18 protein-coding genes are annotated in these 26164 nt (G+C 67.6%); 12 read left to right on the forward strand and 6 right to left on the reverse strand.

Going from position 1 to position 26164, the window contains the following annotated elements:
• Positions 1-67: 67 nt before the first annotated feature.
• Positions 68-883, reverse strand: coding sequence for a PhaM family polyhydroxyalkanoate granule multifunctional regulatory protein (locus AC07S4_RS22500; protein ID WP_494988737.1), 816 nt, complete (start codon positions 881-883; stop codon positions 68-70).
• 90 nt (positions 884-973) lie between these two features.
• On the opposite strand from AC07S4_RS22500, the gene AC07S4_RS22505 reads away from it, so the two are divergent.
• The 8 genes from AC07S4_RS22505 (at position 974) to AC07S4_RS22540 (ending at position 10694) form a co-directional block, all read left to right on the forward strand.
• Positions 974-2143, forward strand: a complete 1170-nt coding sequence (locus AC07S4_RS22505) for a DUF3108 domain-containing protein (RefSeq protein ID WP_494988738.1) — start codon at positions 974-976, stop codon at positions 2141-2143.
• Positions 2144-2145: 2 nt separating this feature from the next.
• Positions 2146-2919, forward strand: a complete 774-nt coding sequence (locus AC07S4_RS22510) for a DUF3108 domain-containing protein (protein ID WP_494988739.1) — start codon at positions 2146-2148, stop codon at positions 2917-2919.
• A gap of 98 nt (positions 2920-3017) precedes the next feature.
• Entirely contained in the window at positions 3018-4400 is a 1383-nt protein-coding gene (locus AC07S4_RS22515; RefSeq protein ID WP_494988740.1) for a hypothetical protein, read from the forward strand.
• The gene (locus AC07S4_RS22520) at positions 4393-5157 is read left to right on the forward strand and encodes a hypothetical protein (RefSeq protein WP_494988741.1); all 765 of its coding nucleotides are present in this window, start codon (positions 4393-4395) and stop codon (positions 5155-5157) included. The genes AC07S4_RS22515 and AC07S4_RS22520 overlap by 8 nt, the downstream gene beginning before the upstream one ends.
• A 3-nt stretch (positions 5158-5160) precedes the next feature.
• Positions 5161-7986 carry an ATP-binding protein gene (locus tag AC07S4_RS22525; RefSeq protein ID WP_494988742.1) on the forward strand — a complete coding sequence of 942 codons (2826 nt, stop codon included), beginning with the start codon at positions 5161-5163 and terminating at the stop codon, positions 7984-7986.
• A gap of 48 nt (positions 7987-8034) precedes the next feature.
• On the forward strand, positions 8035-9111 hold the full coding sequence (locus AC07S4_RS22530) for an acyltransferase family protein (protein ID WP_494988743.1): 1077 nt from the start codon (positions 8035-8037) through the stop codon (positions 9109-9111).
• A gap of 78 nt (positions 9112-9189) precedes the next feature.
• Positions 9190-9729, forward strand: a complete 540-nt coding sequence (locus AC07S4_RS22535) for a GbsR/MarR family transcriptional regulator (RefSeq protein WP_494988744.1) — start codon at positions 9190-9192, stop codon at positions 9727-9729.
• A 2-nt stretch (positions 9730-9731) separates the two neighbouring features.
• Positions 9732-10694, forward strand: a complete 963-nt coding sequence (locus tag AC07S4_RS22540; protein WP_494988745.1) for a TIGR01777 family oxidoreductase — start codon at positions 9732-9734, stop codon at positions 10692-10694.
• A 31-nt stretch (positions 10695-10725) separates the two neighbouring features.
• Here the strand turns inward: AC07S4_RS22540 and AC07S4_RS22545 are convergent, their stop codons facing one another.
• Positions 10726-11253: a CcdC protein domain-containing protein gene (locus AC07S4_RS22545; RefSeq protein WP_494988746.1), complete on the reverse strand. Its 528-nt coding sequence runs from the start codon at positions 11251-11253 to the stop codon at positions 10726-10728.
• 143 nt (positions 11254-11396) lie between these two features.
• Between AC07S4_RS22545 and AC07S4_RS22550 the strand changes: the two genes are divergently transcribed.
• A complete protein-coding gene (locus tag AC07S4_RS22550; RefSeq protein WP_494988747.1) occupies positions 11397-13868 on the forward strand; it encodes an alpha/beta hydrolase family protein in 2472 nt (823 codons plus the stop codon).
• A 62-nt stretch (positions 13869-13930) separates the two neighbouring features.
• Complete coding sequence (locus AC07S4_RS22555) at positions 13931-14077, forward strand: hypothetical protein (RefSeq protein ID WP_494988748.1); 147 nt, start codon at positions 13931-13933, stop codon at positions 14075-14077.
• A 2-nt stretch (positions 14078-14079) separates the two neighbouring features.
• Here the strand turns inward: AC07S4_RS22555 and AC07S4_RS22560 are convergent, their stop codons facing one another.
• Positions 14080-18618, reverse strand: coding sequence for a translocation/assembly module TamB domain-containing protein (locus AC07S4_RS22560; RefSeq protein ID WP_494988749.1), 4539 nt, complete (start codon positions 18616-18618; stop codon positions 14080-14082).
• On the reverse strand, positions 18618-20468 hold the full coding sequence (locus AC07S4_RS22565; protein WP_494988750.1) for an autotransporter assembly complex protein TamA: 1851 nt from the start codon (positions 20466-20468) through the stop codon (positions 18618-18620). Before AC07S4_RS22565 ends, AC07S4_RS22560 begins: the two co-directional genes overlap by 1 nt.
• A gap of 102 nt (positions 20469-20570) precedes the next feature.
• Here AC07S4_RS22565 and queC point away from each other — a divergent pair, with 102 nt between their 5' ends.
• Entirely contained in the window at positions 20571-21281 is a 711-nt protein-coding gene (queC, locus tag AC07S4_RS22570) for a 7-cyano-7-deazaguanine synthase QueC (protein ID WP_494988751.1), read from the forward strand.
• A 21-nt stretch (positions 21282-21302) separates the two neighbouring features.
• Here the strand turns inward: queC and AC07S4_RS22575 are convergent, their stop codons facing one another.
• Positions 21303-21929, reverse strand: a complete 627-nt coding sequence (locus tag AC07S4_RS22575) for a PEP-CTERM sorting domain-containing protein (protein WP_494988752.1) — start codon at positions 21927-21929, stop codon at positions 21303-21305.
• A 318-nt stretch (positions 21930-22247) separates the two neighbouring features.
• Between AC07S4_RS22575 and AC07S4_RS22580 the strand changes: the two genes are divergently transcribed.
• Positions 22248-25274, forward strand: a complete 3027-nt coding sequence (locus AC07S4_RS22580; protein WP_494988753.1) for a CHASE domain-containing protein — start codon at positions 22248-22250, stop codon at positions 25272-25274.
• A gap of 7 nt (positions 25275-25281) precedes the next feature.
• Here the strand turns inward: AC07S4_RS22580 and AC07S4_RS22585 are convergent, their stop codons facing one another.
• Positions 25282-25698, reverse strand: coding sequence for a hypothetical protein (locus AC07S4_RS22585; RefSeq protein WP_494988754.1), 417 nt, complete (start codon positions 25696-25698; stop codon positions 25282-25284).
• Between the last annotated feature and the right edge of the window lie 466 nt (positions 25699-26164).

The following is a 26164-nucleotide window of genomic DNA, read 5'->3' on the forward strand; positions in this document are numbered from 1 at the left end:
TACCGCGTAGGGCGGGTTAGGTCAAGGCCAGGCCTTGACCGTAACCCGCCGCGCGCCGCCAGCGGCCTTATTCCTTGCCCGCCTTCGCGCCGGCTTTTTTGGCCGGCGCCTTGCGCGCCGCCGCTGGCGCGGCGCCATTCTTGCCGCCATCCTTTTTGGCCTCGGCCTTACCCTGCGCCTCCGGCAAATTCCCCTTGTCCGCCTTGGCCGCAGGCTTGCCCGCCGCCGCCGCGAACTTGCCGGCCGCTTCAGTTGCGCGCGCCGCCGCGCCGCTGACCACGTCGGTGGTCATGGCGGTGGTCACCGCCTGCTTGAACTGGTCCTGCAGCAAATTCCACCACGCCGCCGCGTTCACCATGGGCGCCGCTGCGGCCGCCGCCGCCTCAGCGTCCGACACCGGCGGCACGGCAGCCGGCTCCGCCTTGGCCGCAGGCGCAGGCGCCGGCGTGGGCGCCTCCGTTGCGGGCGCTTTGGCGGCGGCCGGCGCCGGCCCCGGCGCGCCCGGCGCCAGCGCGTCCGCCGCATGCTGGAAGAACGCCGACGCATACGGGATCGACTCGAACAGCGACTTCTCCTTGCCCGGCGCGGGCTGCTGTTGCTGCACCGCGTCCGCCAGGGTCTTGCCCATGGACTTGAGCGTGGCGATGGTGTTGCGCTGCACTTCCAGCGCCTGGATACTGCCGCGCACCATGCTCGAGTTGAGGTTCAGCCACGCTTCCACCGCGCGCAAGTCGTTGATTTTTTTGTCCAGTTCATCCACCGACAGCGTAGGCGCGGCAATCCCCGGCACCACGCCCATGCTGCCCCACAGGTTCTTGACGAAATCGAGCGTGTCCGTCATGACGGCGGCGCCTGGAATGTTGGGCATTTGAGGCATGGGCATGGCAGGTCTCCTATAGGAATGGTGAGCCAGCGTAGCAGATTTGCCAGGGCCTGTCAGCGGAGCAGGCTTGACAAGCGTTAAACTATCGCCATGACGATAGTTTCCTTTCTTTCCCGGCGCCGCCGCGTACTCGCCCTGTGCGCGGCCACCGCTGTCCTGCACTTCGTGACGATAGACTGGCTGGGCGCGCGCCTCGGCCCGCAGCAGAGCACAGCCGTCCGGCCCGCGCCGTCCGTCATGCAGGCGCAGCTGCGCTTGGCGCTGCCCAAGCGCAGCGCGTCCAGCGAGCCGCCGCCGGAAGTCAAACAGCTGGATCAGGCCGCGCCCAAGGCGCCGCAAGCCCGTCCCGCGCCCCGTCCCGCCCCCATGCCGCAGCCGTCCGCCGTGGCCGAGCCGGCGCCGGCTTCCGGCGCGCTGTCCGATCCGCTGGCCGGACTGGAAGCGCTGGCCGCGCCGCCCGAGCCGGTGCAGCCGGGCGCCGCTGCCGCGCAGGCTGCCGTACAATCGCCGCCGGACGCCGCGCCGGGCAGCGCCGACAAGCAGGCCGCCGAACCGCCGCCCGCGCCGCTGTCCACCCGACGCTACAAGGTGGACCTGCCGCCGTCGGCCGAATTCGAGATGGAGCTCAAGCGCACCGACGCCAACGGCACCAAGTGGAGCGGCGTGGCCCATATGTCCTGGCAGACCGACGGCAGCAAGTACAAAGTGGGCATGGAAGCGGGCATCAGCATGCTGGTGACGCGCGTGAATCTGCTGGTGCTGGGCAGCGAAGGCGAGATCGACGACGCCGGCATCGCACCGCTCAGGTTCACCGAGAAACGGCGCGGCCGCGCGCAGACCGCCACGCATTTCGCGCGCGGCGACGGCCGCATCACCTTTTCGGTGAACGAGCGCAGCTACCCGCTGATGGCCGGCGCGCAGGACAAGGCCACGGTGCCCTTCCAGCTGGGCGCCATCGGCCGGGCCGACGTGAACCAGTTTGGCGGCGACATCGACATCCTGGTGGGCGACGAGAAGGACGCCAGCATCTACCGCTTCCTGCTGGTGGGCGAAGAGGAGCTGGACACGCAGCTGGGCCGCATCGTCACCTGGCACCTGGCGCGCCCGCCCAAGCCGGGCTCCTATTCGGCGCGGCTGGACGTGTGGCTGGCGCCGGGCATGAACTGGTTCCCGGTGCAGATACGGAATACCGAAGCGAATGGCGCGCTGACCACGCAGACCATTACCAAGATCACCCTGAGCGGCAACGCCGGAAAGTAAATATGCGCCATACCGCACTAAGCATCACCCTTGCAGCCGCCGTGGCTGCGGCAACTTCCGCAGCCGCACCCCAGGCGGCCGCGCAGGCCGCCGCCGAGCAGCCCAGCCATCCCAGCATCAAACGTGCCTTCAGCCTGCCGCCGCCGGCGGACCTGGTCTACACCATCAAGGCGCGCCAGAAAGGCCTGTCCATCAATGGCGACGCCACCGTGCAGTGGCGCCAGGGGGACGGCAAGTACAGCATCGCCACCGAAAGCCATGCTGGCATTTTCGGCAAGATCCTGGACAGCCGCAGCGAAGGCGCGGTGGACAGCTACGGCCTGGCGCCGTCCAGCTTCAATGAAAAGCGCTTCCGCAAGGAGCCCACCACGGCCACCTTCAAGCGCGACGCCAGGACCATCACCTTCAGCAAGGGCGAGGAAAGCTACCCCATCAAGGGCGGCGAGCAGGACCGCACCAGCGCGCCGTGGCAGCTGGCCGCCATCGCCCGCAGTGCGCCGGACAAGTTTACGCCCGGTTCCGAGTGGGCCTTCTTCGTGGCCGGCCGGCGCGACGCCGAGCCCTGGGTGTTCAAGGTGGTGCGCCACGAGCCGGTGCAGACCGGCGTGGGCGAAGTGGAGGCGGTGCATTTCACCAAGTCCCCGCCCAGGAGTGATCAGGGCCAGCAGGTGGACCTGTGGCTGGCGCCCTCGCTCGACTGGTATCCGGTGCGCATCCGCTTCGACGACGACGGCGACACCGTGGACCAGCTGCTCGACAAGGTGATCCGCAAGTAGCTTGGACGGGTCCGGCGAACTGCTATACTGACGCCCCCCGCGAGCATTGCCTGCGCGGCGTGTACAAAATGGCAACTCGGAGCAGAATGATAGACATAATGGCAAATGCGGCCCTGGCCGCAGACGCGAACCCCATCGAACAGCAGACGCAAGCGACGCAGGACGCCCTGCAGGCGCACTTCCAGCCGCACATCGCGGTGGACGAGATCGAGCAGGTCTACCACCTGAAGCGCGCCCAGCCCCTGCTGCAAGTCTTCACGGCCCTGTTCCACGGCGGCTTTGAGGGCGTGGCCGTGCGCCTGCTGGTATTGCGCGAACTGGCCTCGGACACCGCTTCGTCGACCTTTTCGCGGGCCGACATCAACACGCGCCTGGCCTATCTGCTGCCGGAAAGCCTGGAAACGGTGCTGATGCGCTTGCGCACCAACCAGCTGCTGGCCTGGGACGCGCAGAACGCGGTCTACCGCGTCACGCCCATGGCGCGCAATGTGCTGTCGGCCATCGACAGCCTGCTGAACCTGAACCAGAACGAAGACGAAGCCGAAATGGGCTTCCTGCTATCCCAGGTGGCCGGCGCCCAGGCCGTGGGCGGCGTCACCGTGGAGCAGCTGCAGCATCTGCTGGGCCGCCTGGTGGACCTGACCGAGGAATTCCGCGACGCCATCGCCTCCGGTTCCGAATTCCGCCTGCGCGCCTCGCAGGACAAATGGCATATGGCCTGCGACTGGGTGGAGAAGGGCTCCGAGATCCTGCGCGCCATCACCTCCGACGAGCGGGCCGACGCGGCCACGCACCGCGCGGCGCAGGCCATCGGCCGCGCCCAGAGCGCGCTGCTGAACATGCAGGGCATGTTCTCGCGCGCGCTGAACCAGATAGAACGGCAGCGGGTGCACCTGGGCCAGTCCGGCCTGTCCACCACCGACATCAAGCGCTGGCTGCTGGCGCACGAAGACCTGGCACAGCTGGCCGAGGATGCGATCGACCAGCCCGTGGTGCCGCTGTTTATTACCCCTGCAGAAATGATAGACGTGGCTGAAACTGAATTGCTGACCGACCGCGCGCAAGCCGCGCCCGGCGGCCTGCCGAGCGGGCAGGACGCGCCGACCACCGTCAACGACGGTCCCCCCATGCAGAAGGAGCTGGACGACTGGCTGGATCGCCTGTCGGACTTCGCCGCCATCACCAAGCTGGCCGGCGCGTCCGGCGACGCGCCCAAATCGGTGCCGGTGCATGAATCGCTGCTGCCGGCCAGCTTCGCCGTGGCGTCCTACCGCGCCTCCATGCTGCCGCTGCTGGGCGACCCTTCCGAGGCCAGCCTGCAAGGCGCCACCGGCGACCTGGCGCGCCTGCCTATCTCTTTCAACCCCACCGACGACATGGTGCAGCTGGCGGACCAGGAAGTGGCCGCCATGAGTATCGCCTCGCTGGCGCTGAACCTTGATTTGAACCTGGAACCAAACTCGGGAACCCAAGATGAATGACGATTCCCAGATCCTGATCGCGCGCCTGCTGACGCACCAGACGCTGCGCCGCGACGACCGCCTGGTAAAACGCGTGCTGTCGGACGAACTGTTCCGCGCCGAAGTGGACCTGCGCCTGGCCAACTGCGGCATGAAGCTGCTCGACAACGTGTATGCCGACCATGTGACCCTGGCCCTGTCGCGCACCATCGAGCCGAAGATTTTCGGCGCGCGCGACGTATGGCAGAACAATAATTTCGGCCTGGCGCGCGACGGCGTGGCTTTGCTGGTGGTGCTGTGGGCGCAGATCATCCTGCCCAAGCGCGAACGCCAGGAAACCCACACCCACGCGGAGGACGACCAGAACGACATGTTCGGCATCGACAAGCCGCTGCCGCGCGCCGAGGACACCTCCATCGGCATCCCGTACAAGGCCCTGCTGGCCGACTTCGGCGACAAGCTGGGCAAGAAGACCCGCATGGACATGAACCTGGGCATCCTGGGCAAGCTGGGCTTCATCGAGCGCCGCGGCGACATCATCGTCGAAGGCCCGCTGCTGGACCTGCTGATGGACACCGACCTGCTGAAAGAGCGCATCGTCAACGGCGCACTGGCCGAGGTGTTCAAGCGCGCGCCTGCGCAGGTGGTGCACATTCCGCGCGCCGCGCTGGCCGAAGCGGCCGCCTCCGCCGCCGCTGAAAACGCCGCCATCGCCGCCGAAGCCGAAGCGCAAGCGGCGGCCGACTCCGAATCCATCGCCACCCCGAACCGAGACTAAGCCATGTTTCATATCAAATCGCTAGAACTGGTCCATTGGGATTACTGGCAGCGCATCAAGAACATTCCGCTCGACGCCAAGATCATCACCATCGCCGGCCAGAACGGCTCCGGCAAGACCACCCTGCTCGACGCGCTGCGCACCCTGTTCGGCCTCGATTGCTCGATGGGCCGCACCTACAAGCACTACGCGCGCCACGCCGGCCAGCAGACCTCCTGGCTGCGCGCCGTGGTGGACAACAAGGCCACGGGCAAGCAGCTGTCCAACCGTCCCTTCCGCAGCTCCGGCTTCTTCTCCGAAGACGAAGTAACGCTGTTTTGCCAGATCCAGAAGAACGGCGGCGACTGGAAGCGCCAGTACCTCATGCGTCCGGGGAATGTGCAGATCGAAGAAGTGACCGAGGCGAACGACTTCCTCGGCGTGGAAAACTACCGTAAGCGCCTGGCCAACGCGGGCCTGTCGCCGGCCATGGCGAAAGTGCTGGCGCTGGAGCAGGGCGAAACCGACAAGCTGTGCGAATACGCGCCGCGCCAGTTGCTGGACCTGGTGTTCCAGGTGTTCGGCGACAAGGAAGTGCTGGACGCCTACGACGAAGCCAAGCGCCACCAGCGCGACACGGAAACGGAGCTGAAACGCTTCGAGGCCGAACTGGAAGGCTCCAAGACCAATCTGGAGGGCCTGCGCCTGCGCGTGGCCAATTACCACCAGTGGGAAGGCCTGACCAAGGAACGCCGCGAGCTGCAGGAAGAAGTGCTGCCGACGCTGGAATACCACGAGGCGCGCGAGAAGCAGGCCAACATCACGCGCCAGCTGCGCGAAGCGCGCAAGCCGCTGATGCTGGCGGACCAGCAGCTGTCCGACAAGCGCGCCCACGTGGCCGCGCAGGCCCAGGCATACACCGAAGCGCAGCAGCATGAGACCGTGCTGGAGCAGGAATCGACCGCGCTGCAAAGCCGCCTGGGCGCCATCAACGCCAAGCTCAAGCCGCTGGACAGCCTGCTGGAACAGAAGGCCCGCTTGCAGAAGCTGGCCGCCGATTCCGGCGCCGACATCGCCGCCGTGAGCGAGCAGCTGGAACAGAAGGAATCCGAGCTGGCGCGCCAGAAGCAGGGCCGCGACACGGTCATGGCGCGCATAGCGCAGGACAAGGCGACCATCTCCGCGCTGCAGGGCAAGACCGCCATGCCGGAGCCGGATAATGTGCGCGCCATGCGCCGCGCGCTGAACGACGCCAAGATCGGCCACGCCATGCTGTCGGACATCGTCGAAGTGACGGACCCGAAATGGCAGGGCGCGGTCGAGGGTGTGCTGGGCGGCTATGCCTCCGTGGTGCTGCTGGACAAAGCCAGCGACGCCGCCGCCGCCTACCGCCTGGCGGAGAAGGAACGCTACCGCCACTTCATCGTGCCGGACCTGATCACCGCGCCGAGCACCAAGGGCGACAGCCTGATGTCGGTGGTGAAGTTCTCCGACAAGGCGCCGGGCTGGCTGATCGAGCAGCTGATGCGCATCACGCGCGTGGACTCGGTGGAAGAGGGCGCGCGCCAGAGCCATATCGAAGAATGGATCACGCCCGAGGCCTACCATAAAGAGCGCCGTGGTGGCCGCTCGCTGTTCGTGGAAGCCTCGCGCTACCGCTTCGGCGCAGCCGGCAAGTCGCAGCGCATGGAAGCGATCCTGAAGAACCTGCCTTCGCTGGAAGCACAGGAAGATTCCTTCACGCTCGCCATCAGCAAGCTGGCCTCCGAAGTGAGTGCGCTGAAGGCTCGCCTGGCCGGCGTGGACGCGGCCAAGGAACTGAGCGCGCGCCAGGAAGAATTCGACGAAGCTGCGCGCGCCGCTGTGCCGCTGAAGGCCGAGCGCAACGAAGTGGGTTCGCGCCTGGGCGAGCTGCAAGGCCTGATCAAGAACGCCACCATCGCGCGCACACGCGCCGACACCACCTGGCAGAACGCGCGCTTCAACCTGTCCGAATCCGAAGCGGGCCTGCGCCTGAACCACAAGCGCGTTATCGAGCAGCGCAGCGAGCACGCCAAGGCGCTGCTGGCGCTGCGCCGCCAGTGGCGCCACATGCCGTACAACTGGCGCCGTCCGGCGCGCCGCGCGCGCCTGGTGGCCGAGTACGTCAACGCGCACCAGACCATACTGCGCATCCACAGCCTGGAGGCGAGCCTGTCGCGCAGCGACTGGGAACTGGACGCTACGGTGATCGACCAGTACGCGCGCCTGAACGAGCAGCTGAAGAACCGCGCAAGCGAGACGGAAGAGCGCCGCTACCAGAACAACCGCGCCATCGAAGCGACCACTAACGCGCGCGGCGCGTACATGGACCGTCTGCGCTATACCATCAAAACGTATAGCAAGAACATCAAGGAGCTGGGCGAGCTGGCCGGCATCGAGGTGCATTCGGACCCGGTCAAGCTGGAGAACGACGACCTGCAGCTGTCGCAGGCCGGCCTGCACGTGCGCTTCAAGTTCGACGGCAAGGGCATCATCGGCATGAACGACGGCGAAGCGTCCGGCGGCCAGCAGGTGATGAAATCGCTGGTGCTGCTGATTGGCCTGCTGAAGTCCGAGGACGGCTCCGGCGGTTTCGTATTCATCGACGAACCGTTCGCCCACCTGGACATCCGCAACATCCAGCTGGTTGGCGAGTTCCTGAAGAATACCGAAGCCCAGTACCTGATGACGACGCCGCTCACGCACAACACCGACGTCTACGACCCGTCCGAGCTGACGCTGATCACCAGCAAAAAGAAGAAGGACACGCAGTGGGCGCAGCCCATCTTCGTGCTCCAGCGCCGAACGCCGGATAAAGCCGCAGCCTAAACTTGAAACCCCGCCGGTACGCGGGGTTTTTTTCGCACACGACCGCCGATGAAATCACCCGCCCTGTACTTCCCCACGCTAGACGGACTGCGCTTCTTTGCGTTTTTCCTGGTGCTGCTGCACCATTTGCCGCCCTCGGCGAACACGGTGCTGCGCCAGATCCAGGAGCAGGGCTGGGTCGGCGTGCATGTGTTCTTCTTCCTCAGCGCCTACCTGCTCACCGCCATCCTGCGCGCCGAGCTGCAGGCCAGCGGCGGGATCTCGATCCGGCGCTTCTATATCCGGCGCGCGCTGCGCATCTGGCCTTTGTACTTCGCCTTCTGCATAGGCCATTTCGCGCTCACCTTCGTGCCGCGCGCGCATCCGCACGAAACCGGCGACTGGTTCCGCCTGGGCGGGCTGCTGCTGTTCGTGGACAATATCATCAGCGGCTTTATCGGCTACGGCAATATCCCGTTCACGCCGCACTTGTGGACCATCTCGCTGGAGGAGCAGTTCTATCTGCTGCTGCCGCTGATGCTGGCCGGTATGCTGGCCAATTCGAAGCGGCTGGTGTACGGCCTGCTGGCCATCTGGGTGGTGTTCGTGGGCGCGCGCATCGGCCTGGTGCTGAACCACGCGCCGCATCCGGCGATCTGGACTTCCCTGTTCAGCGCGGACTCGCTGCTGCTGGGGACCTTGTTCGGCGCCTTGCGGCCCGCGCCGTCCGCTACGGCCGGCTGGCGTTTTGCGCTGCTCCCGGCCGGACTGCTTGCGCTGTTCTTCGGCGTGCTGCTGCCTACGCCGGACGTGGTCGGCATGCACCAGGTCTACCTCTACGCCATTGCCGCCTGCGGCGCGGCGGCGCTGACCATGGCCGCCCTGCATGACCCGCTGCTCGGCTTCCTGGGCAGCCGCCCCTTGCGCTACCTGGGCAAGATCTCCTACGGCCTGTACGTGTTCCTCTTTGTCGGCATCGAAATCGGGCGGCGGGTGGCGGTCGCCGTGGGTGGCGGCTGGTGGACGCATGCCGCCGCCGCGCTGCTGGCGGGCGTGCTGCTGTCGGCGCTGTCCTATCAGCTGTTCGAGCGCCATTTCCTGAAGCTGAAGCGCAAATTCGAAACGGTCCATTCGCGCCCGGTTTAAGGCGGCAAAGCGAATTCGGTTGACTTCCGTGTCCGTATGGTCTTTAATTTCTGTAATAACAGAATTAAAGGAAAAGCCATGCAGCTCAGCCCGACCATGCAGAAATACATACTCCACTGGGGCGAGATGGGGACGCGCTGGGGCGTGAACCGCACGGTGGCGCAGATCCATGCGCTGCTGTTCCTGGTGAACACGCCGCAGACCGCGGAGGACATCGCCGAAACGCTGAACGTGGCGCGCTCCAACGTGAGCAACAGCCTGAAGGAGCTGCAAAGCTGGGGCCTGATACGCGTGAGCCACGTGATGGGCGACCGGCGCGACCATTTCCTGGCGCTGCAGGACGTGTGGGAAATCTTCCGCGTCATCATCGAGGAGCGCAAGCGGCGCGAGATCGATCCCACCCTGACCGTGCTGCGCGAATGCGCCATCGAGGCCGAGCAGGACGCGCAGCTGGAAGCCGCCACCAGGGACCGCATGAACAACGTGCTGGAGTTCATGGAGATGCTGGGCACGACTTACAACGACTACAAGAACCTGCCTCCCGCCACCATGCTGCGCTTCCTGAAAATGGGCGGCACCATGGCGCGCTTCCTCGGCTCGGACGACAAGGATAAATAACCATGCAAACCGATCAATCCGCCGATAGTCCGATCGCGTTCGGCGCGCGCAAGGAGAACGTGCTGCTGACCGGCGCCACCGGCTTTATCGGCCAGCGGCTGGTGGCGGCGCTGCTCGAGGACGGGCAGCGCGTGACGGTGCTCACGCGCTCGCCGGCGCAGGCGGAAACACTGTTCAAGGGTGCGGTGCGCTGCGTGGACAGCATGGAGGTGCTGGCGCCGCCGGAACGGATAGACGTGGTCATCAACCTGGCCGGCGCGCGCATCCTCGGCTGGCGCTGGACGGCTGCGCGCAAGGCGGTGCTGCGGCGCAGCCGGGTGGCGCTGACGGAGCGCGTGGTAGCGTGGATCGCGAAGGCGGAGCACAAGCCGCGCCTGATGCTGTCGGCCTCCGCCATCGGCTACTACGGCGTGCAGGCCATGGGCGACGAGACGCCGCTGGCGGAGGACGCGCCACCGCAGCCGGTGTTCATGTCGCAGCTGTGCCAGGAATGGGAGGCTGCGGCGCGGGCGGCGCAGGCGCACGGCGTGCAGGTGGCGTGCATGCGCTTTGGACTGGTGCTGGGCGAGCAGGGCGCGCTGCCGCCCATGCTGCTGCCCATCAAGCTGGGCATGGGCGGGCCGATGGGCGGCGGCAGGCAGCGCATGTCGTGGATACATGTGGACGATTTGCTGCGCGCGATGGCGCACCTGTGGCGCGCCGGCGCGGAAGGCGGCGCATTGCGCGCGGCCTACAACTTCACGGCGCCGGAGCATGTGTCGCAACTGGAGTTCAGCCGCACGGCGGCTGCGCTGCTGGGCAGGCCGTGCTTGATGCCGACGCCGGGCTGGCCGGTGCGGCTGTTGCTCGGGGAGCAGGCGGATTTGCTGCTGGAGGGGCAGACGGTGGCGCCGGAGCGCTTGCTGGAGGAGGGATTCCGCTTCCGCCATCCCTCGCTGCGCGGCGCGCTGGCCGCGCTGCTTTAAGCCCGTATTTAAGCTCGTATTTAAGCCCGTATCAGTCCTGTTCCTCCGGCTCGGGCAGCGGCTGGTGGGCGCGGCGCCAGCGTATCATGCCCACCGAGAAGGCGGCGCAGTAGCCCGCCACCATGCCCAGCACGGCGGCCGTGGCTGGGCTTTGCACGAATTCGGTTTGCGACATCAGGTTGGGCGTTTCCACGCGGCTGATCATGTACAGCTCCAGGCCCCGGTACAGCATGCGCGCGGCGAACAGCATGAATACCGTGACGCCGATACGCAGATTGGGCGTGAAGAAGTAGCGCTTGCCTATGGTTTCGAAGCGCGTGCTTTTCAGCCCGAACACGCCCAGCCAGCCGCCCGCCAGCGCGCCCGCCGCCAGGCAGGACAGGCCCAGCACGTTGTCCAGCATGGACAGCGCCAGCCACGCCAGCAGCACCGGAAAAGCCACAGCCGACAGCCAGTGCCGCCATACCAGCGATTCCTGCCGCTTGAGCATGCTCTTGATGCGCGAGTACAGCCGCCACACCAGCAGCGGTATCAGGACGAGCAGGGCTATCGTGGTCATTTCCATATCGGTTCTTCTCGGCGCGCAAAAACCACGATTGTAAAGCAAGGCCCGGGCGCGACATATTGATACATGCTGTTGATTGACTTTCAAGTTATCAATAAGCAATATGATCAGTCCTCTGACTTGTCCACGAGATAATAATGACTGTACGGAATTCCCTGCTGCCCCTGGCCCTCGGCCTGGTGGCTGCCGCGCCGCTGGCCGGCGCCCAGAACGGCGGCTACCAGCTGCCGCCCGCTGCGCTGCAAGCCATCGTCGACGCGCCGCGCGCGCCCATGCTGAACCTGAGTCCGAAACGCAACCTGGCCGTGATGGTGGCGCAGCCTGCGCTGCCTGGCATCGCCGAAGTGGCGCAGCCGGAACTGAAGCTGGCCGGCCTGCGCATCAACCCGCGCACCTATGCCGCCAGCCGCTTCTCCTTCGGCACCGACCTGACCCTGCTCGACATCGAGACCCAGAAGGAAGCGAAGATCACCGGCCTGCCCAAGGGCGTGCGCGTAACGGAGATGGCGTGGTCGCCGGACCAGCGCTTCCTGGCCTTCACCCACACTAGCTATGGCGAAGAATCGGGCAAAAACGCAGGCAAAGGCGCCGGCGTGGAATTGTGGCTGGTGGACGTGGCCGCGCGCAGCGCGAAGAAGCTGACTTCTCAGCCGCTGTCGGCCGTGTTCAGCCGTGGCTTCCAGTGGCAGCCGGACGGCAAGGGCCTGCTGGTGCAGCTGCGTCCCGCAGGCCAGGGCGCCGCCCCGGCGCTGACCGGCATTCCGTCCGGTCCCGCCGCGCAGGACAGCCAGCCGGGCGCCGGCACGCGCCTGCTCCGCACCTATCCGGACCTGCTGAAGAACGAAGAAGACGCCAAGCTGTTCGAGCACTACATCACCTCGCAGCTGGCGCTGGTGGACCTGTCGGGCAAGACGCGCCTGATCGGCAAGCCGGGCCAGTACTCGCGCGCCTCGCTGGCGCCGGGCGGCAAATACCTGCTGTCGGCCAGCGTGTCGCGCCCGTATTCCTACATTGTGCCGGTGTCGAGCTTCGGCGAGCATATCGAAGTGCGTGAACTGGACGGCAAGCTGCAGCACACCGTGGCCAATCAGCCGCTGCGCGAAGGCCTGCCGCCGGGGAACGACGCCGTGCCGCCGGGCCAGCGCAATATCAGCTGGCGCGTGGATGCGCCGGCTACGCTGGTGTGGGCCGAGGCGCAGGACGGCGGCGATCCGGCCAAGGCCGCCGAGATCCGCGACATCGTCTACACCCAGGCCGCGCCGTTCACGGCCCAGCCTTCCGTGCTGGCCAAGCTGGGTTCGCGCTACGCGGGCATCGCCTGGGGCCGTGGCGACGTGGCCCTGCTCAACGAGCGCTGGTCCAAGACCCGCGCCGTGAAGCAGTGGAAGATCGCACCGGACCAGCCGGGCGCTGCGCCCGAGCTGATCTACCAGGGTTCCGCCGAAGACCGCTACAACGCGCCTGGCTCGCCGGTCATGCGCGCCGACGCGGCCGGCCTGCCGCGCCTGCTCATCAGCGCGGACAACTCCATCCTGCTGGACGGCCCCGGCGCCACGCCGGAAGGCGACCGCCCCTTCATCGACCGCCTGAACCTGACCACCAAGAAGAAAGAGCGCCTGTTCCAGAGCGCCGCGCCGTACTACGAGAACGTGGTGGCGGTGCTGAGCGAAGACGGCAGCAAGCTGCTGTCCACGCGCGAATCGCCGACCGAGCGCCCGAACTACTACGTGCGCAACCTGGCGCAGCAGGGCGACGCCCAGCTGACCGCGCTGACGCATTTCCCGCATCCGCTGCCGCAGCTGAAGGACGTGCAGAAAGAGCAGATCCGCTACAAGCGCAAGGACGGCGTGGACCTGACCGCCACGCTGCTGCTGCCGCCGAAATATGACGCCAAGCGCGACGGCCCGCTGCCGATGCTGATGTGGGCCTATCCTGCCGAGTTCAAGTCGGCCGAAGCGGCCAGCCAGACCACCGGTTCGCCGTACAAGTTCAACTCGGTCAGCTACTGGGGGCCGGGCGCCTTCGTGGCGATGGGCTACGCGGTGCTGGACAATCCGTCCTTCCCTATCGTGGGCCAGGGCGAGCAGGAGCCGAACGACACCTATCTGCCGCAGCTGGTGGCGGACGCGGAAGCGGCGGTGGACGAGGTGGTGCGGCGCGGCGTGGCGGACCGCCACCGCATCGCCATCGGCGGCCATTCCTACGGCGCCTTCATGACGGGCAACCTGCTGGCGCACACGCGCTTGTTCAAGGCCGGCATCGCGCGCAGCGGCGCCTACAACCGCACGCTGACGCCGTTCGGCTTCCAGTCCGAAGACCGTCCGTTCTGGAAGGCGCAGGAGGTGTACCAGACCATGTCGCCGTTCAACAGCGCCGACAAGATCAAGGATGCGCTGCTGATGATCCACGGCGCCGAGGACAACAACCCCGGCACCTTCCCGATCCAGAGCGAGCGCATGTTCCAGGCCGTGAAAGGCCTGGGCGGCACGGCGCGTTTGGTGATGCTGCCGAACGAGTCGCACGCCTACCGCGCGCGCGAGTCCATCATGCAGATGCTGTATGAGACCAATAACTGGCTGGACAAGTATGTGAAAGCGGCCAAGCCGTAAAGTACGAAGCGCCTCCGCCAGGGGGCGTAGAATGGGGCCATTGTTTACCTTCGGAGTGAACCATGGCCCCAGATTTCATCCAAGCCCACCGCGCGCCCGATCCGGCGCCGGTGGACGATCCCATGCCGGAACCGGCGCCATCCCATCCCCACCATCCGGAGCCGCCTGTGCCTCAGGACGATCCGGTGCCGGACCATAATCCCAGCTAAGCTTAATCGAAGGCCCAGGTGTACAGCACGTCGAGTGCGTTGTTGGTGCCGGTCTGGAACTGCAGCGTGATGCGCGAATTGAGCTTGTAGCGCAGCTTGACCAGGCTGGTGGCCGTACCCGCGCCCTGCTCGAAGCTGAGGTAGGCGCGCGAGGACAGGCGCTTGCCAACCGTGACCACGGTGTTCTCCAGCCCCTTGGCCTGCGAACTGCCCGCCGCCTGCGACACGCCCAGTTCGTCCAGCCCCAGCTTGCCCGCGATGCCGCCGCCGGTGCCGCCGAACAGTGCGCCGGCCGCCGTGCCCAGCAGCGCCATCTCATTGCCGCCCGCGTCCGCGATGCCGTGCCCCAGCACCAGCCAGGACAGCTTGTCGCTGTCGGGCACCGTGGGCGTGGACACCAGCTTGGCCTGCGGCGCCAGCGCCGTGCCGCGCACTTCCACGCCCGCTTCCACATTGGTTTCGGTCAGCTGCTCGCCCTCGGGCCGCTTGCGCACGGCCAGGATGTTCAGGCCGGGATTGTCGTAGGCGCCGGTGAAATTGAGCACGCCGCGCTCGATGCTGAGATTCTGGCCATAGGCCTTGTAGGTGCCGTTGTCCACGCGGATGCTGCCGATCACGCGCGGCGGGCGGCGGTCCGCAATGCGCAGGTGGACGGTGCCGTTCAGGTCCGCATCCAAGCCTTTGCCTTTCAGGTGGAAGTCGTTGCCCAGGTCCGCCTCGAGGTCCACGCTGAGCGGCATGGACTGCACCGCCGCCGCTTTGGAGGGCGGCTTGCCGCGTCCCAGCACCACCACGTCGTCGCTGATGGTGGGGCTGTTGTCGGAACCGAGTTCTATGCGGGCGCGGTCGGCTTTCAGTTTGCCGTCCAGCTGGAAGTGCTTCTGGTCGCGCACCAGCGTGGCCTGGCCGCTGAGGGCCAGCGTGCGGTCGGGGCGGGACAGCACCAGCAGCTTGTCGGCCACCAGCTTGAGCTGCATGGTGGCTTCGGCATTGGCCAGCTTGACCCAGCCGTCCACCTGCGCGCGGCCTTGCTCGCCGTCGAAGGCGAGCTTTTGCAGGTTGAGCTGATCGCCCGCCAGCTTGGCTTGCAGCTGGCCGTTGCGCAGCTTGATGCCTTGCTCGGCCCAGTTCACCACCAGCTTGTCGCCGCTGATGTCGCCATTGAGCACGGGGGCGGCGATGGTGCCGCTGCCGGTGGCGGAGAGCTTCAGCGCGCCGTCCAGTTCCAGCCCGGGCACGCCCGTCAGCGGAGCGGTCCAGGCGATGGACGGCATGTTGACGCTGCCCGTCATGGCCAGCGCGCTGCCGCCGGCGATGCGGCCCTCCACCAGCTGCGCGGTGGCGTCGACGCGCGCCTGGCCGGCGCGCGCGCCCTCCAGGCTGAGCTGGGTGCGCAGGGCGCCCGCCGCGGCGTCGGCGCGCAGCTCCAGCTGGCGCAGGCCGAGGGCAATGGGCTTGTCGCCGCTGGTGACGGTGATGTCGCCCGCTTCGCGGTAGATGCGCAGCATGCCTTCTATGTTGGCGAGGACGGGCGCGCCGCCGCGCGCCGCCGGGGCGGAGGCGGAGGCTTGCGCCTGCGCTGGCGCGGCGTTCGGCGCCTGCACGTCCAGCGCCCAGGCGGCGCCCAGAGTGAGGTCGCTCACCACGTTGTCGCGCCACAGTTCGGACAGTTGCGCCAGGTAGCTGACCGGCACGCCGGCGGCGGAGCCTTTGCTGCGCCAGCGCGGGCCGGTCTTTTCCAGCGTCTCGATGCGGATGCTGCCATCGGCGAGCTTGATGACGGCGTTCGACAGCGACAGCTGCTCGGGCTTGGCCAGGCCGGCCGCGCCGCCGCCCGCCGCGCCGGCTATGCGCAGCGCGGCCGGGGATTGCAGGGCGAGGGTGTAGCGGCCCTTGTTCTGCAGCGTGTCGATGGAGCCGCTCCAGACGCTGTCGTCGGCGATGCTGGCGCCGTTGCCATTGCCGCCGCTGCTGCCGCCGTGCATCTTGAGCAGCGCGTCGAAGTGCGGGTTGCTGGCGCTGAGTTGCAGCGTGTGGGCGGCGCGGGTGCCGGTGGACTGGAAGCGCGCCTTGTCTATGCTCAGGCCCGGCGACACATAGCCCGCCAGCTCCACGTCGCTGCTTAGCGGGTCGGCGCCGCCGTAGCCGGTGCCGATGCTGGCGCTGGCCTTGATGCTCTTGATCTGGTGCGCGGTGAACAGCCGCAGGTTGGCGCCGTCCATGCTGAACGACAGCGCGGGCTGCGCCATGGTGCCGGTGAGCGCGCCCGTGCCGCGCAGTACGCCGCCGAAGCCCGCGCCCAGCGTGGCCAGCTGCGGCGCGTCGACCTTCCAGTCCAGCCGGTCGCGCGCGCTGCCGAAGCCGCCCTTGGCCTGCACGCTGTTGGCGCCCAGGTGCAGGTCGATGTCGGCGTTGTCGATGCGGGCGCGGTCCGCAGCCAGCCTGGCGTAGCCGGACAGCGCGGCGCCGGACAAGGTGGAGGGCTGCAGCTTGAGGTCGAGCGCGGCGCGCCAGTCGGCGCCCAGCTTGCCGCTGCCGCTGAAGTCCGCGTTGATGCTGCCCGCCGTGTAAGGCCCGAAGGCGGCGGGATTGACGCGCTGCGCGCTGCCCGACACTTTCAGCTCGGCCTGTTTTCCCGCCATCCAGACTTCGCCCGCTGCGCGCAGCACGCTGTCCGGCGCCGGGCGCTTGGCGGCACCTTGACCCTGACCTTGACCCTGAGCCAGGCCCAGGCCCGTCGCTTCGGCGGTGAATGTGCTGCGCGGCGCGGCGTAAGTACCGCTGGCCACGCCGTTGGCGGCCAGGGCGCCCAGCAGGCCGCTGCCGACGGCCGACAGCTGGCGCGCATCCACGCGCCACACCAGGCGCTCGCCGGGCGCGCCGAAGCCGCCGCGCAGGTCCACCGTGTTCTGGCCTAGCGCCAGTTGGGCCTCCACGCCGCTCAGGCGCGCGGCGTCCGCATTCAGCTTGCCTGCGCCCAACAGCGGCTGGCCCAGCAGACGGCTGGCCCCGAGCTTGAAGCTGGCCGCCACTTGCCATGCCGGTGCGAGCTGGCCGCTGGCGCTGATGTCGCCGTTCAGGTCCGCCGCAGGCAGCGCGCCCAGCGCGGACGGGTCGAAACGGACGATGCTGGCGCTGGCCTTGAACGGCTGCTTATCCAGCAGGCTGGCCTCGCCGCTCACGTTGACGCTGCCTTTGCCCACGCTGAGACGGGCCTGCTTGAGGCGCAGCAGCGCGTCGGCCAGCGTGGCCTGCGCGTCCAGGCGCAGGCCTGCTTGCGCCAGGTTGACGGTCAGCGTTTGCGTCTTGCCGGTGCTGCCCAGCGCGATGTCGCCCGCGATCCTGGTGCTGTTGACGGCGCCGTGGATGGCGCGCAGGTCCAGGCGCTCGGTGCGCAGCTGGAAGGTGGCTGCGTCCACGCCGCCGTCCACCGCCACGCGCTGCACGCGGCCGCCGCCGGTGAACTTGCCCGCCGCGCCGAGGTCGACCAGCACCTGGTCTATGGTGGTGGCGGTAAGCGTGCCGCCCAGCTGGCCGCTGATGCTGCGCAGCGGCAGGCGGTGCTGGTCCAGCGGACCGGCCGCGCCCTGGTTCTGCACCAGCAGGCTGCCGCTGACGGCCTGGTTCGGCGCGATCTTCGCCTGCAGCTGCAGGCTCAGTTCCGCCTGCGGCCAGGCCGGGTCGAACAGCGCGGGATCGATGCCGCGCCCCTTGATGTCGGCGGCCTGCAGGATGATGGGATTAAAAGGGGTCAGGGTTAGTTTTGCTTCGCCGGAAGCTTTGCCGGACGTGGCCTGCGCGCCCAGTTCGATCTGCGCCAGCGTGCCGCCGGCCGCCAGCGCAAGCTGCGCGGGCTTGGCGCCTGCGGGCACGCCGGTGGTCTGGGTCAGGCTGGCTTTGGCGTTGAGCTGGAAGGGGCGCTGCGCGCCCACGCTGCCTTCCAGCGCTACGCGGCCGATGGGCGTCATGGCGCTGGCTTCGCGCACGCGCCAGGCTTTGCCGTCGCCGTCCAGCTTGAGGCGGATGGCGCTGATGACGGTGCCTGCGCTGGCGGCGGCCGTGGGCAGCAGCGTGAGCTGCTCCAGGCGGGCGTCCGCCACGCTCAGGCGGAAGGGCGGCGCCAGCGTGTCCGGCAGCTTGGCCGGCTCGCCGGGCTTGAGCGTCTGCGACACAGCGCTGGCGATGTGCAGTTCGCTGATGGCGATGCCCTCGCTGAAGTACTGCAGCGGCGACCAGTCTATGGTGATGTCGTTCGCCGTCAGCACGCTTTCCGGCGTGCGGTGGACGATGCGGTCGATATGCATGCGGCCGTACAGCGAGCCGCTCACGCCGGTGGCAACGATCTGGCCGCCGCTGGCGCTGGCCACGCGCTGGACGATCTGCTGCAAGGTGGACTCGCGGCCCAGCAGCCAGGCCAGGCCCGCCAGCAGCACCAGCAGCGCCGCCAGGCCGATCAGCGTGCGGCGCAGCCAGCGGGAGCGGGCAGGCGGGGCGCTCGGGCCAGGGACGGGGGCGGGGACGGGGGCGGTAGTGTCGGCCATCAGAAAGTGAACCCCAGTGAGAAGTGCAGACGCGCTTTTTTGACCGCGTGGCCATAGGCCGCGTCCACGTTGATGGGCCCGACCGGGCTTTTCCAGCGCGCGCCCACGCCGTAGCCGGACTTGGGATGCAGGCCGGAGAAGGAATCGGAGGCGTTGCCCGCGTCATAGAACACGGCCGCGCCCCAGGACGGCTTGAACCAGTACTGGTACTCGGCGCTGCCGGTGGCGAGATAGCGTCCACCCACGGTGGCGTCGCCCTTGCGCACGCCCAGTTCCTGGTAGGCGTAGCCGCGCACGGACTGGTCGCCGCCGGCGCGGAACTGGTAGATGGCGGGCACGCCGTCCTTCTGTTTCGACGCCAGCGCGCCCAGCTCGCCGCGCAGTATCACCGTGCTGCTGGCGCCGAAGGGGATGTACCACATGGCCTTGGTGCTGGCGCGGATAAAGGGTTCGTCCGTCAGCAGCGGCAGCAGGGCGCCGCCGATCTGCCAGTTCACCACGGTGCCCTTGCTGGGGAACAGCAGGTTGTCCAGCTTCCTGCGCGTGACCGAGTAGGTCAGCGGCAGGCTGGTGCTGCGCACATTGGGCTGGCCGGCCACGGTCTTCTGTTCGGTCAGCAGCTCCAGGCCCAGGCTGCGTTCAAGCAGCGGCGTGCCCCAGGCGCGCTTGCCGGACACGGTGAACACCGTGGTCTGCTCGCCCGCGATGTCGCTGCGCTCGTAGGCGCCGCCGAAGCTGTCGCTGTAGCCGTCCGGCGTGACGGGGAAATAGAAGTCGCCGCGCGCGGTCTGCTTCTTGGTCTCCAGCGTCAGCGCGCTTTTCATCTTCAGGCCGAAGATGGCCAGGTCGTCGTAGTTGAGCGTGGCGCGGTTGCCGGTGTTGGTGCTGTAGCCCAGGCCGGCGCTGACGTTGCGGCGCTTGTTCTCCGTTACGCGCACCAGCAGCGGCAGGGGAGCCATGGGCGCAGTGGAGGGCTGCGCAGCGGGGGCGCCCGCGTCGGCGCCCTTTTCGGCAGCTGCCTCCAGCTGCTGGTCGAGGATGGCGCTCAGGTCCGCGCTCACCTCCACGCTGGCGAAGTAGCCGGTGTCCTGCAGGCGCGACTGGTAGGCTTGCAGCGCCGCTTCGCTGTAGTAGTCGCCCGGCTTGATCTGGTTCAGATTCGCCACGATGGAGGCCGGGTAGCGCTTCAGGCCTTCTATGCGCAGTTCGCCGAAGCGCAGTTCGGGGCCGCTGTCGAGCACCACGCGCAGGGCGGCGCTGTGCTGGTCCGGGTCCACGGTGGCCATGCTGTCGCTCAACTGGGCGCGCGGGTAGCGCGTCTGCACCACCTGGCGCAGCAAGGCGCGCTTGGCCTGCTCCCACTCGTCCTGGCGGAAGATGTCGCCCTTGGGCAGCGCCCACGCGGCCTGCAGCGCGGCGGTGTCGAAGGGCGTGCCGCCGCTGCTGGCAAAGCCCTGCAGCACGATCTCCACGCTGCCCACGCGCACCGGTTCGCCGGGCTGCACGTCGAGCACCACGGTGGGCGTGCCGCCTTCCTCGCCTGCGCCCGGCAGGCCGTCGATGCGGGTGCTTACCACGGGCGAGTAGTAGCCGGCCGTGGCCAGCAGGGTTTTCACTTGTTCCGGCGCGCCGCGCGCCATGCGCTGAAGCTGTTCGCGGTCGATGCGCGGGTTGCCGCGAAAGCGCAGCAGGTCCAGATTGTCGGTCAGCAGGCTTTCCAGTTTGTCGGGCGCATTCACCCGTACTTTGTACTGCATGCCCTGGGCCAGCGCGGCGCAGGGCAGGGCGCAGGCCAACAGTAAGGCGGCCCAGGCGCGCTTGCCCATTGCTTTTGTGATGAGTTGTGCCAAAATTCGAGGTCCTGCCGGTTCTTTTGAGGGGAAAGCTATTCCGCATGTTACCGGATAGTCCCAAAAGATGGCGTACTACTAAGATTTACTGAAGGCAAAAAAATGATCCAAACAGATGCGGCCCTGGTCCTGTTCAGCGGCGGCCAGGACTCCACCACTTGCCTGGCCTGGGCGCTGGAGCGCTACAGCCGGGTTGAGACCATCGGTTTCGATTACGGCCAGCGCCACGCCATCGAGCTGACGGTGCGCCCGGGCGTGCTGGCGGCGCTGCGCGCGCACAAGCCGGAGTGGGCCGAGCGGCTGGGCGAGGACCACATGGTGGACCTGTCGCTGATCTCGGCGCTGTCGAATACGGCGATGACGGAAGACATTGAGATCGTGATGCAGGAAAACGGCTTGCCCAACACCTTCGTACCCGGCCGCAACCTGCTGTTCATGACCGTGGCCGCCACGCTGGCCTACCGGCGCGGCCTGAACGTGCTGGTGGGCGGCATGTGCGAGACCGATTTCTCCGGCTACCCGGACTGCCGCGACGACACCATGAAAGCGCTGCAAGTGGCGCTCAACCTGGGCATGGACACCCGCATCAAGCTGGAAACCCCGCTGATGTGGCTGGACAAGGCCCAGACCTGGACCCTGGCCGAACAGCTGGGCGGCGCGCCGTTGGTGGACCTGATACGCTCGGCCACGCACACCTGCTACCTGGGCGAGCGCGGCGCGCTGCACGACTGGGGCTACGGCTGCGGCACCTGCCCGGCCTGCGCCCTGCGCGCGCGCGGCTACCGCCAGTACGCGGACGGCGCCCGCGCCTGATTGCCGCGCCGGCGGCAGGGATTACTTCTGTTTGCGGCGGCGCATGGCCGCCAGACCCGCCAGGCCCAGGCCGAACACGGCCAGCGTGCCAGGCTCCGGCACCGTTGCGGCATTGATGGTGATGTTATCCACGGCCAGCCAGCGGTAGGTGTCGCTGCGCTGGATAGTCAGGGAGGTCAGGTTGGTATAGCCGCTCAGGAGATAGGTGGTGAAGTCGTTGCCGCCGGTCAAAGTGTTGTTTGCGGTCTGATTCAGATTGAAGGTGCGCGTTATGGTGGCTCCGTTCGCGTAGGTGCCGATCAGTGTTGCAGACGCGATAGGGCCATTGGCATCCCAGGCTTTCATGTCCAGGCTTTGCACCGAGAACGGGCTTGCCGTGGCGGCGCTCAGTGTGAGGTTGCTGTAGCCCATCAGATAGTCGGTGCCGTTATAGGCGAAGGCGCTGGTGTCGCCGCCGGTGTAGCCGGTTCCCATATAAAGCAAATTGCCGCTTGAATCGCTAAACTTGATATTGTTAAGCACATTATTGTTGGCGTTTGTATAGAAACCGGCGGCTTTGCCATTGAAATCGATAACGGTGGCGCCGGCTTGGGCGGCGAAGGCGAGGGAAACAACTGCGGCGGCGCTCAGGCGGATCAGTGCGGACATGTGGGCTCTCATGATTTATGGGAATATGAATTACATATAAGCAAGTTGCATGCCTGCAAAATAAATTGCATAAAATCAATGAGTTGCCTTCGTCCAGTTGATGCTTGGCCCATCAGGTGTAAAGTTTTTCGACACGGAACAACTAAGAGTTCCCCCTACAATCAATGTCTGCGGCACGATTGGAAATGGCAATGCGGCATAGGCTATTGCCGAAAATCCACAATAGGGCGTTGCGCGGGGCGGGGCCGTTAACGTACTATCAACGGTAGCATCAGAAGCGCTGGCACTCCCTTTCACCGCCGTCTCCCAGCGAAAAGCATGGACCCTACCGTTCCCCGGCCCGCACCCCGCCGGATGCTGCCCTACCTGTTATTGAACCCGGCCATGGTGGCGGGCTTGGTGCTGAGCGTGTGCCTGGGGTCGACCTGGTGGCTATGGCGCAACGCCAGCGCCGACGCGGCCCAGGGCCTGCAGGCCGACTTCGATTTCCGCGTGCGCGAACTGGTGAACAGCATCGCGCAGCGCATGCAGACCTACGAGCAGGTGCTGTACGGCGTGCAGGGCCTGTACATCAGTTCCGATTTTGTCGACCGCGACGAATTCCACCGCTACCTGGACAGCCAGCACCTGAACCAGCACTTCCCCGGCATCCAGGGCGTGGGCTATATGCGCCTGGTGGACGGCGCGCAGCGCGAGACCCATATACGGGCGCTGCGTCTCGACGGTTTCCCGGACTACACGGTCCACCCCGAAGGCGCGCGCGCCCAGTACGCGCCCATCGTCTATATCGAGCCGTTCAGCGGCACCAATCTGAAAGCCTTCGGCTTCGACCCGCTGTCCGAGCCGGTGCGCCGCGTTGCGCTCGAGCGCGCGCGCGATTCCGGCCTGCCGTCCCTGACCGGCCGGATACGGCTGGTGCAGGAGGACGGCGGCGGCCCGGGCGCCGAGCAGGCCGGCTTCCTGCTGGTGCTGCCGGTGTACAGCAACGCGCAGCCGCAGCAGACCCTGGAGCAGCGCCGCGCCGCGCTCACGGGCTGGGTGTATGCGCCGTTCCGCATCGGCGACGTGATGGCCGGCCTGGGCGGCGAACGCGCCGCCAAGCTGGACGTGGAGATCTACGACGGCGATGAACTGGCCGTGGCCAGGCGCATGTACGACAGCCAGCCGGGGCCGCCGCAGCCGGGCATGCGCCACACGGTGCAGAAGATCAGCCTGGCCGGGCACCGCTGGACGCTGCGCATCAGCGGCTTGCCGGGCAGCGGCGTGGGCGCCGAGCGCGACAGCAAAGTGCAACTGATAGGCGGCGCCGGCGCCGTGCTCAGCGTGGTGCTGGCGGCGCTGGCCTGGCTGCTGGCGCGCAGCAGCCTGCGGGCGCGCCGTGCGCTGAGCCGGGCGCGCCAGCTGGCCGATGAGCTCAAGGAGGGCCAGGCCAGCCTGCTGGCCATGGCCGACAGCGCCCAGCGCAGCCAGGCGGTGCTGCGTAGCATACTGGACTCCACCGTGGACGGCATCCTGGTCGACAATTTCGACGGAGCCGTACTCAATTCCAACCGCCGCTTCCGCGAGCTGTGGAACGTGCCCGAGCATCTGGACTGGGCGCACGACGGCGCGCTGCTGCTGCAGCAGGTGGCCGAGCAGGTGGCCCAGCCCAGCATATTCCTGGCTGCGGTGGCGCGCCGGCTGCGCGAGAACGACGTGCAGCACGAACTGCTGCATCTGCGCGACGGCCGCGTGATCGAGCAGTTCACGCGCGGCCTGCGGCTGGGCAGCGCGCCGGCGCGGCTGTGGTCCTTCCGCGACATCACCGAACGCACCCAGAGCGAGGTGCGCGAGCAGACCCGGCGCCAGGTGCTGGAGTTGCTGGCCACCGGCGCGCCGCTGCAAACCATCCTCGACAGCGTGGTGCGCGGCGTCGAGGACGGCCATCCGGAACTGCGCTGCGCCGTCCTGCTGCTGGACGAGGACGGCAGCCGCCTGCAGGTGCGCGCGGCGCCCAGCCTGCCGCCCATGCTGTGCGCCGCGATAGACGGCCAGCCGGTGAACGAGCCGCAAGGTTACTGCGGCCAGGCAGTGCAGCTGGGACGGCGGGTGATTGTGGCCGACTTGGCCGGCGATCCGCTGTGGTCGCAATACCGCGACCTGGCGCGCCAGGCCGGGGTGCAGGCCTGCTGGTCGGAGCCCATCCGCGCCGCCAGCGGGGCCATACTGGGCAGCTTCGCCATCTTCCACTGCGCTGCGCAGGCGCCCAGCGTGGCGCAGCTGGCGCTGATGGAGCAGGCTTCGCGGCTGGCCGGCATCGCCATCGAGCAGGCGCAGGCGGCGGTGGCGCTGCGCGCCGGCGAGGCGCGCTTCCGCAGCCTGTACGACCACGCGCCGGTGGCGCTGTGGCAGCAGGACTGGTCGGCGGTGCGCGCCGCGCTGGCCGAGCTGGCGCAGTCCGGCGTGGACGACGTGTCCGCCTGGCTGCGGGCCAATCCCAGCCAGGTGGCGCGGCTGGCCGGCCTGGTGCGCATCACCGACGTCAACGCGGCCGCGCTGGCCCAGGTGGGCGCGCCGCCCGGCAGCAAGGACGCCTCCGCGCTGACGCTGGCGCAGAATTTCGACCACGCCGCCCTGGACGCTTTCGCCCGGGCGCTGGGCGCGCTGGCGCAGGGCGCCCATCTGTTCGCCTGCGAGGGCAGCTTCGAGCGGCTGGACGGGGTGCAGCGGCTGAACGAACTGACCCTGCTGGTGATGCCGGGCCATACCCACAGCCTGGACTTCGTCATCGTCTCCACGCTGGACATCACCGAGCGCAAGCGCATGAACGAGGAGCTGCTGGTGCTGGCCACCACCGACTTCCTGACCGGCCTGCCGAACCGGCGCGAGTTCATGGCGCGCCTGGACGACGAGCAGGCCCGCTTGCAGCGCGACATCAGCGAGCAGGGCGCGGTGCTGATGCTGGACCTGGACCATTTCAAGCGCGTCAACGACGAATACGGCCACGCCACCGGCGACGCCGTGCTGCGCCACCTGGCCGGGCTGATGCGCGACAGCCAGCGCAAGATCGATACCCTGGGCCGGGTGGGCGGGGAGGAGTTCGCTGTGCTGCTGCCGGGCGCCGACATGGCCGCCGCGCTGGCCTTCGCCGAGCGGCTGCGGCAGCGCATCGCCGGCACGCCGCTGCAGGCGGAGGGCGGCGCGCTGTCGGTCACGGTAAGCATAGGGATTGCGGCGCTGGACCCGGCGGATGCCAGCGGCGATGCGGCGCTGGTGCGGGCGGACAAGGCGCTGTACTGCGCCAAACGCGCCGGGCGCAACCGTGTGGAACGGTTTGCGCCCGGCGCGGCTTGCGAGGAGGGTTAGGGCTGGTTCAGATGGCGGCGTGCGGGTCCATTTTAGGGTCCATTTTCTGGTCCATGTCCTGGTGGGCGCGTTCGCGCTGCTTGCGGTTGCGTGCAGCGAAGAACCAGATGATGCCGGCAGGAATAAGCAGCGGCAGCATCAGCGGCGACATCACGGCAACCAGCACCACCGCCAGCAGCACCAGGCCGGCCAGCATCAGCACGCCCAGGCCGGCGAACAGGAAGCCCAGGAAGACCGCCACGCAGACCATGACGATGGCGCCGATCAGCAGGCCCAGGCCGCCGAAGGTGATGCCCAGCAGCACGCCCAGCGGGCCGTCGAATTCCTCGTCGCCCAGGTGGACCACCATGTCGCCGGTGTCGAGCGTGTTCCAGGCTGCAATAAAGAGCAGGGCGATAAGGACGATGGCGAGCAGTTTTTTCATTTCAGGTTCCCCGTAAAGTCGTGGTGGTGATGCGTGGTTGGTATGGTGCGACTTTACGGCGGACGGCCGCGCCGGGCCACCGGATTGCGATGGAGCGCGGATTTCGCGGGATCAATGGCGGGCGGAGGCGATAAGCTGCGGAATCGCCCCGCCTGCCGAAAAAAGCGGCAGGGTTCTCCTTGAATTAAAGATATCGTTGCCTATACTGAATACCTATCTTGCACATGGAGGGCAATATGGCTTGGCTAGAACTGAGCGAGGGTCAATCGATATCCTCGGGATTCGGCAGTGCAATGCGCCAGCGTAGCGCGACTGAATTGTCGGGCGGACCCAAAGGGCCGCCATCGGCGCCACCCACGATTCCGCCGATTATCATCAATCCCTACACCTACCATATGCCGGAACCGGCCATCGATCCGCGCCGCACTCCGCTGGGGCCGCCGATCGCTCCGCCGCACCGGCCCGC

The sequence above is a fragment of the Pseudoduganella sp. GW821-FHT05F09 genome (genome assembly GCF_059419605.1).

What these genes read in the sequence shown, in the direction of transcription:
- AC07S4_RS22500 (WP_494988737.1), bottom strand. Translation starts at nt 883, where the DNA reads ATGCCCATGCCTCAAATGCCCAACATTCCAGGCGCCGCCGTCATGACG.
- AC07S4_RS22505 (WP_494988738.1), top strand. Translation starts at nt 974, where the DNA reads ATGACGATAGTTTCCTTTCTTTCCCGGCGCCGCCGCGTACTCGCCCTG.
- AC07S4_RS22510 (WP_494988739.1), top strand. Translation starts at nt 2,146, where the DNA reads ATGCGCCATACCGCACTAAGCATCACCCTTGCAGCCGCCGTGGCTGCG.
- AC07S4_RS22515 (WP_494988740.1), top strand. Translation starts at nt 3,018, where the DNA reads ATGGCAAATGCGGCCCTGGCCGCAGACGCGAACCCCATCGAACAGCAG.
- AC07S4_RS22520 (WP_494988741.1), top strand. Translation starts at nt 4,393, where the DNA reads ATGAATGACGATTCCCAGATCCTGATCGCGCGCCTGCTGACGCACCAG.
- AC07S4_RS22525 (WP_494988742.1), top strand. Translation starts at nt 5,161, where the DNA reads ATGTTTCATATCAAATCGCTAGAACTGGTCCATTGGGATTACTGGCAG.
- AC07S4_RS22530 (WP_494988743.1), top strand. Translation starts at nt 8,035, where the DNA reads ATGAAATCACCCGCCCTGTACTTCCCCACGCTAGACGGACTGCGCTTC.
- AC07S4_RS22535 (WP_494988744.1), top strand. Translation starts at nt 9,190, where the DNA reads ATGCAGCTCAGCCCGACCATGCAGAAATACATACTCCACTGGGGCGAG.
- AC07S4_RS22540 (WP_494988745.1), top strand. Translation starts at nt 9,732, where the DNA reads ATGCAAACCGATCAATCCGCCGATAGTCCGATCGCGTTCGGCGCGCGC.
- AC07S4_RS22545 (WP_494988746.1), bottom strand. Translation starts at nt 11,253, where the DNA reads ATGACCACGATAGCCCTGCTCGTCCTGATACCGCTGCTGGTGTGGCGG.
- AC07S4_RS22550 (WP_494988747.1), top strand. Translation starts at nt 11,397, where the DNA reads ATGACTGTACGGAATTCCCTGCTGCCCCTGGCCCTCGGCCTGGTGGCT.
- AC07S4_RS22555 (WP_494988748.1), top strand. Translation starts at nt 13,931, where the DNA reads ATGGCCCCAGATTTCATCCAAGCCCACCGCGCGCCCGATCCGGCGCCG.
- AC07S4_RS22560 (WP_494988749.1), bottom strand. Translation starts at nt 18,618, where the DNA reads ATGGCCGACACTACCGCCCCCGTCCCCGCCCCCGTCCCTGGCCCGAGC.
- queC (WP_494988751.1), top strand. Translation starts at nt 20,571, where the DNA reads ATGATCCAAACAGATGCGGCCCTGGTCCTGTTCAGCGGCGGCCAGGAC.
- AC07S4_RS22575 (WP_494988752.1), bottom strand. Translation starts at nt 21,929, where the DNA reads ATGTCCGCACTGATCCGCCTGAGCGCCGCCGCAGTTGTTTCCCTCGCC.
- AC07S4_RS22580 (WP_494988753.1), top strand. Translation starts at nt 22,248, where the DNA reads ATGGACCCTACCGTTCCCCGGCCCGCACCCCGCCGGATGCTGCCCTAC.
- AC07S4_RS22585 (WP_494988754.1), bottom strand. Translation starts at nt 25,698, where the DNA reads ATGAAAAAACTGCTCGCCATCGTCCTTATCGCCCTGCTCTTTATTGCA.